Raw genomic sequence first — 10579 nt, forward strand, 5'->3', positions numbered from 1 at the left:
CCCGACGGGTCCGACAGAACCGGCGCCGCCGATCCTCAGTGGAAGAAGGCGACCACGGAGACCTTCCTGCGGTGGGCCTCGCTGAGCCACTGGAAGACGTCGTAGGCGGGGCCGGAGAACTCCTCCGCCTCGTCACCCTTCACGTCGAACCAGGAGAGTCGTTCGGCCGGTTCCTCGAGGGAGCCGTACTCCCGGTAGCCGATGCCGGGGAAGTCGCCGATCGGCGGCAGCGGCACCGGCGAGCCGCCGAACAGCAGATCGGATACCGAGAAGCCGTCGGTCAGGGTGACGGCACCCTCCTCACCGGTCACCTCGTCGATGGACGACTGCATGTCGGCACGGCGCTCGGCGAACGCCGCACCGGAGCGCCGCGCCAGCTCCCGGTCACCGCTGCCGATGTCGGCGCGCAGCAGCCCGAGGTCGACCGCCCACGCTTGCGCTCCGTACCCCATCGTCGTCCTCCCCGTGAACTCGTGAGCGGCATCGTAGTGCTGGGGGTGGCGGCCGTCTGCTTAGGTGGGCCACTGACCTACAGCGAGGACCTACCTTGATGCGCATCGGCCGGGGATTCCGGGCGGCTACGGCCATGACTCTGCTGGCGATCGTCGCCGGGTGTCGCGGGGACGCGCCGGTGGCGGCGCCGCCGGTCGGCGTGAGTGCCCGTCCGGTGGAGGCGGTCACCGTCTCGGCGCCGCCCAGTGTGCGGGAGGTGGCGCTGGCCGCGCTGCCCGAGAAGATCCGCAAGCGGATTCCGGAGTTCGGGCCGGCGCCCGCGCCGGAGCCGGTGACGCTGCCGGAGGGGACGGCCGGGTGGTTCAGCAGGATCCCGACGGATCAGAAGGTCGCGTTCATCACGATCGACGACGGCTGGGAGAAGAACCCGCTCACGCTGAAGCTGTTCCAGGCCGCGGACGTGCCGGTCACGCTGTTCCTGGAGATCGACGCGATCAAGGACGACCCGGAGTTCTTCACGCCGCTGCAGGACGCCGGCGCCACCATCGAGAACCACACGGTCAGCCACCCGAATCTCCGGGGCCGGTCGTACGACTTCCAGAAGCGCGAGATCTGCGGCGGCGCCGACCGGCTGGAGGAGTTCTACGGCCGGCGCCCGGTGCTGTTCCGCCCGCCCGGCGGCACCTACGACACCACCACGCTGCAGGTGGTGCACGACTGCGGGATGAAGGCCGCGTTCTACTGGAAGGAGACCACGCACAAGGGCAAGGTCCGCTACCAGGAGGACGAGGTCGTCAAGCCGGGCGACATCATCCTCATGCACTTCCGGCCGCGGTTCGTCGACGACTACCTGGCCGTGCTCAACGCCATCCACAGGGCGGGCCTGACACCGGCCCGCCTCGAGGACTACGTCCCCTGACCGTCGGCGCGCGTGAGAGCGCCGGCGCGGGGCATCGTCCGATCAGGCGGGTCGCCGCCGTGGCATGTCGGAAAACCGATCGATGCGTACAGTCGAGGCGTCCGGACGGGGGAGGGAGCCGCATGGCGCTGTTCGACGACGGGTATGCGGCGGACCCGCATCCGGCCCTGGCCGAGCTCCGGGAGGCCGGTCCGGTGCACCGGGTCGTGTCGGCGGCCGGGGTCCCGTTCTGGATGGTCACCCGCTGGGACGAGGCCCGGCGCGTGCTGACCGACCCGTCACTGTCCAAGCAGCAGCCGATGGACGGGCTGCCGGCGGAGCTGCGCTCGGCGCTGACCACCCAGATGCTGCTGCGCGATCCGCCGGACCACACCCGGCTGCGGCGGCTGGTCTCGGCCGGCTTCACGGCACGCCGGACGCAGGCGCTCGAACCGCGGATCGCGCAGGTGGCCGAACGGCTGCTCGACGATCTGGACCCGGCGGCCGGCACCGATCTGATCGGCCGGTACGCCGTACCCTTGCCCCTGGAGATCATCGGAGAGCTGCTCGGTGTCCCGGCACCCGACAGGGGTCTCTTCCACACCTGGTCGACCGTGCTGATCGAGGGTGACTTCGGCCCGATCCCGGAGATCGTCGCCTACTTCCGTGATCTGCTCGCCCGCAAGCGCGCCCGCCCCGCCGACGATCTGCTGAGCGCGCTGCTGGCGGTCGCCGACGGCGGCGACCGGCTCTCCGACGACGAACTCGCCGGGATGGCCCTGCTGTTGCTGGTGGCCGGCCACGAGACCACGGCGAACCTGATCGGCAACACCGTCCACCTGCTGTGCCGCCACCCCGACCGGCGCGACCCGGATCTGCTGCCGGCCGTGGTCGAGGAGGTCCTGCGGACGGCGAGCCCGGCGGCGACCTCGACCTACCGGGTCACCACGCGCCCGCTCACCCTCGGCGACACCACGATCCCGGCCGGCGAGCAGGTGCTCGTCTCGCTGCTCGCGGTGAACCGCGACCCGGCCCGATTCACCGACCCGGACGTGTTCGACCCCGGCCGCGACGACGCTGGGCATCTCGCCTTCGGGCACGGCATCCACTTCTGCCTCGGCGCGCCGCTGGCCCGGCTGGAGGCGCGGATCGCGGTGGGCCGGCTGTTCGCCCGCTTCCCCGATCTCGCGCTCGCGGCGCCGCCGGAGAAGCTGCCGTGGCGTGCCGGCGTGCTGATGCACGGGCCGGCCGCGCTTCCGGTCCGCCTGCGACCCTGACGCAGGCGCTATCCCTCCTCGTCGGCCTCGTGGACGGCCCGCTCGGCCGCGTCGTGATGCCACCGCGCGTGCTGCTCGTGCTCGGCGGCATGCGGGGCATCCACGTCGATCGCGCGTTCGTGGGCCTTCTCGGCGAGCTGGTGACCCCGGGCGGCGCTGCGATGGGCGACTGCCGACCGTTGCCGGCTCTCCCCGGCGTGGGCGGCGGCCCGCTCCGCCGTATCCGAGTCGGACACCACCGCCACCCGGCCCTCGCCGGCACTCTCCCGCAGCTTCTGGATCTCCGCTGCCCGCCGATGTGCCTCGGCGGCACGCCGGGCCGCCCGCTCGCCGCGCTGGTGGGCCTCGGCCACCAGGTCCTTCCATGTCCGCTCGTCAGGTTCCACGCGGCGGCTCCTTCAGGTAGACGAGGCCCGGCCGTCGTGCGGGCCGTACCTCCTACGGTAGGCACTCGCCGGCGGCCGGCCCAGCCCGGCGGCGTGACTCCAGGGTCGTCAACTCCGTCCGGGTCGGTGGCGCCGCCCCGGCCCGGGCCACCGTCAGCGCCGCCACCAGGGCCGCGTGCGAGAGGACTTCGTGCAGGTCGGCGGCGCCGATGTCGCTCAGCCGGGTACGGGCGGCCGCGCCGAGCAGGTCCCTCGTGTGCAACGCGTCGAGCAGGCCGGACATGAACGCGTCGCCGGCGCCGACCGTGTCGACGACCTCGACCGGGACCGGCGGGACCTCCACCGCCGCGCCGGCGGCGACCGCGACCGCGCCCTCGGCTCCCCGGGTCACGCAGACCAGGGCCGGGCCGAGGGCCAGCCAGCGCCGGGCGGCGTCGATCGGTGGCAGCCCGGGATGGAGCCACGCCAGGTCCTCGTCGCTGGCCTTCACCACGTCGCTGAGCGCGACGATGCGTTCCACCCGGTCGCCGCAGTCGCCGACGAGGGCCGGGCGGATGTTCGGGTCGTAGCTGATCGTCGTGGTGGCCCGCCGATCGCGGAGGAGTCGCTCGACGTCGGCGGCGCCCGGTTCCAGGAGGGCCGCGATCGAGCCGGTGTGCAGGTGCAGGGCGTCACCGGCGGGCGCCGGGCCGCCCGGCCACTCCACCGCGAAGGTGTAGCGGGCCGACCCGTCCGGCCGGATCTCGGCGATTGCCCGGGAGGTCGTCCCGGACCGGGGCGCCGGCAGCTCGACGCCCGACGAGGTGAGGTGGTCGCTCAGCAGGTCGCCGGCCGGGTCGTCGCCGAGGTGGGTCCACAGGGCGACGTCGTTGCCGAGCCGGCCCAGACCGACGGCCACGTTGGCCGGGCTGCCGCCGGGCAGCTCGCGGGCGCCGCCGCCGTCGTTCACCACGTCGATGATCGACTCGCCCGCCACCAGGAAACGCCTCATCCGACCGCTCCCGTCGCGCACGCGGCGGCCAGCCCGGGGGCGAGCGGCGCGCGGGGGATCAGCATGGCCTGCACCGCGTGGTAGAGGTCCGGTTTGCCGGACCAGGTCGTCTCGGCCGGACGGTTCGCGGTGTCCAGCTCGTGCCACCACGAGCCGCGCGGCAGGTCCACCACGTGTTCCCGGACGTAGGCGCACCAGGTCTCGTACCAATGGGCGTAGTTCTTCTCCCCGGTCCGGGTGTGCAATGCCGCGGCGGCCGCGATCGCCTCCGCCGCCACCCAGTGCATCCGCTGCCGGACCACGGGAGTGCCGTCCCAGTCGGTCGTGTAGACGAAACCCGGCGCCCCGTCCACCTCCCAGCCGTCCTCGACGGCCCGGGCGAACAGCGCCTTCGCGGCGGGCAGCATCCACGCCCCGGCGGTCGATCCGAGAGCCGCCTCGACGTGCAGGATCAGCCGGGACCACTCCAGCGCGTGCCCGACCGTGGCGCCGAACGGCTTGAACGGATCGTGCGGGCGGTCCCGGTGGTGGTCGAGCCGCGGCTCCCACCGGCTGTCGAAGTGCTCCGGCAGCCGCCAGTCGTACCGCCGGCCCCAGCCGGCCGTCCGCTCGGTGATCGCCAGCGCGCGGTGCAGGCACTCCTGCCGGCCGGTCGCGTCGTACGCCGCCAGCATCGCCTCGACCGCGTGCATGTTGGCGTTCAGCCCGCGGTAGGCGTCGAGCCGCTCCCACCCGGTGTCCCACGCGTCGGCGAACATGCCATGCCCGGGTTCCCAGAACCGCTGCACCAGGGTGTCCAGGGCCTCGGCCAGCAGCTCCCGCGCCCCGGCCCGCCGCGCCAGCGTGCCGGAGGACGCGGCGAGCACGACGAAAGCATGGTCGTAGCAGGACTTGCCCTCGGCCGGCCGTCCATCGGCGCCGACCGACGGATGCCACCCGCCGTGCCGATCGTCGTGCAGCACCCCGGTGAGCCCGGCCAGCGCCGCGTCGGCCAGCGGACCGGCCCCGGGCACCCCGAGCAGCTCGGCCATGCTGTAGACGTGCGCCATCCGGGCGGTGATCCAGGTGTGCACCGGGGCGTCGAGGTCGGGCGTGCCGTCCGTCCGCAGCCAGGCCGCCCCGCCGAGCGGATGCGGAAATTTCCGGCCGAAGTCGAGCAGGCGCCCGGTCTCCTCAGCGAGCCATGTCGGCAAGAGATCAACTCCTTGTGATGAGTTTTGCAAAAGTTTATTAATTTAAGTCAAAGTCAAGAGCCGCTTGGGTACGAGGGAAGCGCCGCCCCATTCGGCTGCACTCCATGGTCGTAGCGCCGGGCGGGCGGTCAAGCTGTGCTGTCCCGGGCGACCATGTGGGCCTGCGGCGCCTCGTAGATGTCGTTCGCCGGGCCGGAGCGCATCGTGTCGAGGGCCGCCTCTGCGGCTATCTCGCCGATCCGGCCCACGTCGTGGCTCATCGCGGAGAGGGCGGGGACCGCCAGCTGGCACTGGGCGGAGTCGTCCCAGGCCACCACGGAGAGGTCGCCGGGAACGGTCAGGCCCTCCTGGCGGGCCGCCTCGAGGCCGCTCAGCGCCATCACGTCGTTGTCGTAGATGATCGCGGAGGGGCGGGGCGGGCCGGTCAGCAGGCGGACGGTAGTGGCCCGGCCGGATTCCTGCGAGTAGTCGCCCTCGGCGCTGATCAGGGTGATCCCGCGGTCGGCCGCCTCGGACCGCAGGCCGCCGAGCCGCAGCTGGGTGTGCGCGAGGGCGAGTGGTCCGCTCACGTGGCCGAGCACGGTGTGGCCCCGTCCGGCGAGGAAGCGGACCGCCTCGCGGGCCGAGCCGGCGTCGTCGGTCCAGACCGTGGGCAGGCCGTCCGCCGTGGACGGGTCGCCGATCACCACGGCGGCCAGGCCGAGGCGGCGGACCAGGTCGACGCGTTCGTCGCCGGGGCTGAGGTCGACCATGACGACGCCGCCGACGCGCCGTTCGGCCGCCCACTGCCGGTAGGTGGCGCTCTCCGCCGCGTGGTCCGGCACGACCTTGAGCAGCACCGAGTAGCCGGCCGGGATGAGCAGGCGTTCCAGGCCTTCGATGAACTCGTGGTAGTACGGCTCCTCGCCGAGCACCCGGGAGGCCCGGGCCAGGACCAGGCCGACCCGTGGCGGTGACCCGGCCGGCGGCCCCGGAAAGTCGTGCGCGGCCGGCGGCCCCGGAAATGGGTGCGCGGCCGGCGGCCCCGGGAACTCGAGCGACGCTGTCAACGGTTGCTCCTCACTGCCGGCGCGACGGCCGCCTGGATGACCAGCACGGCGGCGCCGATGGCGGCCGCGTCCCGGGGTTGAGCGGAGATCTCGACGGAGACGCCGTGCCGGCGCCTCGCGTGCGCGGTGCGGTCCAGGCAGGCCCGGATCCGGCGCGCGTAGATCGAGCCGGCCAGGGCGACGCCGGGGCCGGTGAGCACGAGCCGGCCGAGGTCCAGCACGTTCACCACCGAGGTCGCGGCGACGCCGAGCCAGGTGGCGGCCCGGTCGAGGACCGCGTACGCCTCCGGGTCGCCGCCGACCGCGGCCCGGGCGATCACCTCGTACGCATGGGACTCGCTCCCGTCGAGAGGAAGACGCCGGGCGAGAGCGGGATTCTCCCGGGCCGCGCGCACGGTGGCGCCGGTGGACGCGTACTGCTCGACGCATCCCCGGTTGCCGCAGGGGCACGGCCGTCCGTCGTAGTCGATGGAGACGTGTCCGAGCGCGCCGGAGCCTCGGGACAGCGCGCCGTGGAAGACGAATCCGGCGCCGACGCTGCTGTTCAGGTGGATCGAGCCGAACGCCTGCTCCCGCGACACCCGGCGGCTCCAGAACTCGCCGAGCGCCGAGGCCGCTGCCTCGTTCTCGACCATGACCGGCACCCCGATCCGCTCCCTCAACGCGGCCCGGACCGCACCGGGATCCCGCGCCGGCGAAGGAGAACCGGGGACGGAGAGGGCCAGGCCTTCGATCCGGTGGCGGGGCAGGTCCAGGCCGGCGATGAAGCGGTCGAACTGCTCGGCCTGCCACGACTCGCCCGGCGGCCGGGGCACCACCTCGCGGCCGACCACCCCGCCGGTGAGATCGACGGCGACGCAGGTGAGCGTTTCCGGTCCGAGGTGGAATCCGATGCCGAAGCGGCTGACCGGGTTGATGGCGACCAGCTTGCGCCGGCGGCCGTGCGCCGAGTCGAGCGAGCCGATCTCGTGGATGATGCCGTCCGCGATGAGCTCGCGCACGATGTTGGAGATCGACGGCTGGGTGAGGCCGGTCAGGTCGGCGAGCTCACCGCGGCTGATCGTCACCGCGGAGCGGATGACGTCGACGATGAGGGCACGACTGCCCGGCCCGGCCGCTGGGGTTTCGCGACGTGCCATGGCAGCGCACGCTACACCATAAATAAATTAGTAATCTAACCTTGACAGGCCTGTAACGGCCGTCTCATGCTGGGCGCCTCACCGCTGATTCCAGCAGGACGGACAACTCTGATGATCGATAGAAGGACTCTGCTCGCCCTCGGCACGGCCGGGGCGCTGGCGCTGGTGACGGGCTGCACCGGCGGCGCGAGCGACGACACCGCCGCGACCGGCGACTTCTCCGGCGACATCAAGGGCAGCATCACGGTCCTGACGAACCGGACCGACCTGGTCGAGACGAAGCTGCCGGAGTACGCCAAGGTCTTCGAGGCGAAATACCCGGGCACGACTGTCACGTTCGAGGGCGTCACCAACTACGAGGACGACGTCACCACCCAGCTCAGCGGCGGCGACTACGGCGACGTGCTGCTGATCCCTAACAGCGTCGCTGTCGACCAGTACCCGCAGTTCTTCGAGCCGCTCGGGGACGCCGCCGAGCTCAAGAACAAGTACCGGTTCATCGACCAGACGACCTACGACGGCAAGGCGTACGGGCTGTCGCTCGGCGGCATCGCCAAGGGCTTCGTCGTCAACAAGCGGATCTGGGCCGAGGCCGGCGTCACCGCGCCGCCGAAGACGCCCGAGGAGTTCCTGGCCGGGCTCGAGGCGATCGCCGCGAAGGGCGGGACCGTCCCGTACTACACCAACTACAAGGACGGCTGGCCGCTCAGCGAGTGGAACAACCAGCGCGCCGTCTTCGCCGACCCGGCGATCAACGAGAAGTTCCCGGAAGACCCGAACCCGTGGCAGCCCGGCAAGATCCAGTACATCGCGGACGGCCTGCTCTTCGACATCGTCGACGCGAAGCTCACCGAGAAGGACCCGCTCACCACGAACTGGGAGGGCTCGAAGCCGATGCTCGCCACCGGCAAGACGGCCGCGATGCTGCTCGGCTCCTGGGCGGTCCCGCAGATGCAGGACGCCGCGAAGGCCGCGAACGCGAACCCGGACGACATCGCGTTCTGGCCGTTCCCGTACCAGACCGAGGGCAGGTTCCACGCCCGCATCGACGGCGACTACACCGCCGCGGTCAGCAGGAACTCGGAGAACAAGGCGACCGCCCGGGCCTGGCTCGACTGGTTCGTGAACGAGTCCGGCTTCGCCGCCGACAACCAGGCCATCCCGCCGGCCGTGGACCAGCCGCTGCCGGCCACCCTCAAGGCGTTCACCGACGCCGGCGCCGAGCTCATGGAGACCCCGCAGGCGGTCACCAACGTCGGCAAGGAAGACGAGATCATCCGGCGGTCCGAGATCGACCTGAAGGGCGACATCTACCGGCAGAAGCTCGTCGACGTCGCCCGCGGCGCCGCGAAGGGGGACAAGGAGTCGTTCTTCGCCGACCTGAACAAGCGGTGGAGCGCCGCCCAGTCGCAGGTCATGAAGTGACGACGCAGCTGATGACGGACGCCCGGCCCGCCTCCGCGGCGGCCCGGGCGACCGGCCCGAGCCGATGGCACCGGCTGCTGAAGACCCCCTATCTGTACGTCGCGCCGGCCCTGATCCTGCTGATCACGTTCACCTACGTGCCGGTCGGCAACATGATCTGGTACAGCTTCCACCGGTGGGACGGCCTGGACCCGGTGATGGAGCCGGCCGGCCTGGACAACTACATCCGCGTCTTCACCGACGAGCAGTACTGGCGGGTCTTCCTGATCAGCGGGTACTACCTGCTGGCGTCGTTCGCGCAGATCGCCATCGCGCTCTACTTCGCCGTCGTGCTCTCGTTCAGCGTCCGGTTCCGCAACCTGTTCAAGGGCATCCTGTTCTTCCCGTACCTGCTCAACGGCGTCGCTGTCGGCTTCGTCTTCCTCTACCTGTTCCAGCCGGACGGCACGCTCGACACGGTGCTGCGGCTGGTCGGGCTCGGCGACCACACCCGGCTCTGGCTGGGCGACCCGGACATCGCGAATCTGTCGCTCGCCGGCACGTCGGTGTGGCGGTTCACCGGCCTCAACTTCGTGCTGTTCCTCGGCGCGATCCAGTCCATCCCCGGCGAGATCTACGAGGCCGCGGAGATCGACGGCGCGAACCGCTGGCACCAGTTCCGGCACATCATCGCGCCGGGCATCCGGCGGATCATCAGCCTCTCCTTCATCCTGGCGATCTCCGGCAGCCTCGGCGTCTTCGAGATCCCGTTCATCATGACCGGCGGCGCGAACGGCACCCGCACGTTCGTGGTGCAGGCCTACGAGACGGCGTTCCAGTTCCGGCAGATCGGCCTCGCCTCGGCCATGGCGGTGGTGCTGCTGCTGTTCGTCCTGCTCATCACGTGGCTGCAGCGCCGCTTCCTGCCCGACGACGAGGTGACCCTGTCATGAAGAACGGCATGCGAGGCGTGGCGCGCGCCGCCAAGTACGCCTCGCTCATCGCGGCGGCCCTCGTCGTCCTCATCCCGCTCGTCGTCGTGCTCTTCGCGGCATTCAAGACCCATGCCGAGTACGACGCGACGGGCCCGCTCACGCCGCCGGAGAATTGGCACAACTTCGACAACTTCGTCACCGCGTGGACCGCCGGCGACATGTTGCAGGGATTCGTCAACACCACGATCATCCTGGTGATCTCGCTCGCCGGAACGGTCGCCGTCGGCACGCTCGCGGCGTACGCGATAAGCCGTTTCTCCTTTCCCTTCAAACGCCTGATCCTCGGGCTCTTCCTGGTGGCGGCGCTGGTGCCGGGCGTGACCACCCAGGTCGCGACGTATCAGATCGTCAAGTCGATGGGCCTGGTCAACACCCAGTGGTCGGCGATCGTGCTGTTCCTGGGCACCGACATCATCTCGATCTACATCTTCATCCAGTTCATGCAGTCCATTCCGCCGAGCCTCGACCAGGCGGCCATGATGGACGGCGCGAACCGGTTCACCATCTACCGGCGCATCATCCTGCCGCTGATGAAACCGGCCATCGCCACCGTCGTGATCATCAAGGGCATCGCGATCTACAACGAGTTCTACATCCCGTTCCTCTACATGAGATCGCCCGATCTCAACGTGATCTCCACGGCGCTGTTCCGCTTCAAGGGCCCCTATGGCGCGCAGTGGGAGACCATCGCCGCCTGCACGATGATCGTGATCCTGCCGACCGTCGTGATCTTCCTGCTGCTGCAGCGCTTCATCTACAACGGCGTCACCGCCGGTGCCACCAAGTGACTGCCG

General features: G+C 71.0%; 11 protein-coding genes. 5 read left to right on the forward strand and 6 right to left on the reverse strand.

The genetic code is table 11. The features are described from left to right. Positions 1 to 35 precede the first annotated feature (35 nt). On the reverse strand, positions 36 to 452 hold the full coding sequence (locus AB0G10_RS17580; RefSeq protein ID WP_360922063.1) for a hypothetical protein: 417 nt from the start codon (positions 450 to 452) through the stop codon (positions 36 to 38). 134 nt (positions 453 to 586) lie between these two features. Here AB0G10_RS17580 and AB0G10_RS17585 point away from each other — a divergent pair, with 134 nt between their 5' ends. After that, entirely contained in the window at positions 587 to 1372 is a 786-nt protein-coding gene (locus tag AB0G10_RS17585) for a polysaccharide deacetylase family protein (RefSeq protein ID WP_360922065.1), read from the forward strand. A 122-nt stretch (positions 1373 to 1494) separates the two neighbouring features. Further along, positions 1495 to 2628, forward strand: coding sequence for a cytochrome P450 (locus AB0G10_RS17590; protein ID WP_360922067.1), 1134 nt, complete (start codon positions 1495 to 1497; stop codon positions 2626 to 2628). An 8-nt stretch (positions 2629 to 2636) separates the two neighbouring features. Here AB0G10_RS17590 and AB0G10_RS17595 read toward each other — a convergent pair whose 3' ends face one another. The 5 genes from AB0G10_RS17595 to AB0G10_RS17615 all read right to left on the reverse strand — a co-directional run bounded on the left by AB0G10_RS17595 (position 2637) and on the right by AB0G10_RS17615 (position 7386). Next, positions 2637 to 3014, reverse strand: coding sequence for a hypothetical protein (locus AB0G10_RS17595; protein WP_360922068.1), 378 nt, complete (start codon positions 3012 to 3014; stop codon positions 2637 to 2639). A gap of 52 nt (positions 3015 to 3066) precedes the next feature. Continuing rightward, entirely contained in the window at positions 3067 to 4005 is a 939-nt protein-coding gene (locus tag AB0G10_RS17600) for a PfkB family carbohydrate kinase (RefSeq protein ID WP_360922070.1), read from the reverse strand. Continuing rightward, on the reverse strand, positions 4002 to 5198 hold the full coding sequence (locus AB0G10_RS17605; protein ID WP_360922072.1) for an AGE family epimerase/isomerase: 1197 nt from the start codon (positions 5196 to 5198) through the stop codon (positions 4002 to 4004). The genes AB0G10_RS17600 and AB0G10_RS17605 overlap by 4 nt, the downstream gene beginning before the upstream one ends. 128 nt (positions 5199 to 5326) lie before the next feature. Next, positions 5327 to 6247, reverse strand: a complete 921-nt coding sequence (locus AB0G10_RS17610; protein ID WP_360922074.1) for a substrate-binding domain-containing protein — start codon at positions 6245 to 6247, stop codon at positions 5327 to 5329. Continuing rightward, positions 6244 to 7386: an ROK family transcriptional regulator gene (locus tag AB0G10_RS17615; RefSeq protein WP_360922077.1), complete on the reverse strand. Its 1143-nt coding sequence runs from the start codon at positions 7384 to 7386 to the stop codon at positions 6244 to 6246. The genes AB0G10_RS17610 and AB0G10_RS17615 overlap by 4 nt, the downstream gene beginning before the upstream one ends. Before the next feature lie 111 nt (positions 7387 to 7497). Between AB0G10_RS17615 and AB0G10_RS17620 the strand changes: the two genes are divergently transcribed. Genes AB0G10_RS17620 through AB0G10_RS17630 form a run of 3 tightly spaced genes read left to right on the forward strand, consistent with a single transcriptional unit; the run spans position 7498 to position 10573 of the window. Further along, complete coding sequence (locus AB0G10_RS17620) at positions 7498 to 8811, forward strand: ABC transporter substrate-binding protein (RefSeq protein ID WP_360922079.1); 1314 nt, start codon at positions 7498 to 7500, stop codon at positions 8809 to 8811. After that, positions 8808 to 9743: a sugar ABC transporter permease gene (locus AB0G10_RS17625; RefSeq protein ID WP_360922082.1), complete on the forward strand. Its 936-nt coding sequence runs from the start codon at positions 8808 to 8810 to the stop codon at positions 9741 to 9743. The genes AB0G10_RS17620 and AB0G10_RS17625 overlap by 4 nt, the downstream gene beginning before the upstream one ends. Beyond that, positions 9740 to 10573 (forward strand): carbohydrate ABC transporter permease, encoded by an 834-nt coding sequence (locus AB0G10_RS17630; protein WP_360922084.1) that lies wholly within the window; start codon positions 9740 to 9742, stop codon positions 10571 to 10573. Before AB0G10_RS17625 ends, AB0G10_RS17630 begins: the two co-directional genes overlap by 4 nt. Positions 10574 to 10579: the final 6 nt, after the last annotated feature.

Origin of the sequence: Actinoplanes sp. NPDC023714 (assembly GCF_040639855.1) — a bacterium.
In the GTDB taxonomy this organism is placed as follows: domain Bacteria; phylum Actinomycetota; class Actinomycetes; order Mycobacteriales; family Micromonosporaceae; genus Actinoplanes.

Excerpts from the sequence above, each read along its gene's own strand:
- AB0G10_RS17580 (WP_360922063.1), bottom strand. The coding sequence starts at position 452 with ATGGGGTACGGAGCGCAAGCGTGGGCGGTCGACCTCGGGCTGCTGCGC.
- AB0G10_RS17585 (WP_360922065.1), top strand. The coding sequence starts at position 587 with ATGACTCTGCTGGCGATCGTCGCCGGGTGTCGCGGGGACGCGCCGGTG.
- AB0G10_RS17590 (WP_360922067.1), top strand. The coding sequence starts at position 1,495 with ATGGCGCTGTTCGACGACGGGTATGCGGCGGACCCGCATCCGGCCCTG.
- AB0G10_RS17600 (WP_360922070.1), bottom strand. The coding sequence starts at position 4,005 with ATGAGGCGTTTCCTGGTGGCGGGCGAGTCGATCATCGACGTGGTGAAC.
- AB0G10_RS17615 (WP_360922077.1), bottom strand. The coding sequence starts at position 7,386 with ATGGCACGTCGCGAAACCCCAGCGGCCGGGCCGGGCAGTCGTGCCCTC.
- AB0G10_RS17620 (WP_360922079.1), top strand. The coding sequence starts at position 7,498 with ATGATCGATAGAAGGACTCTGCTCGCCCTCGGCACGGCCGGGGCGCTG.
- AB0G10_RS17630 (WP_360922084.1), top strand. The coding sequence starts at position 9,740 with ATGAAGAACGGCATGCGAGGCGTGGCGCGCGCCGCCAAGTACGCCTCG.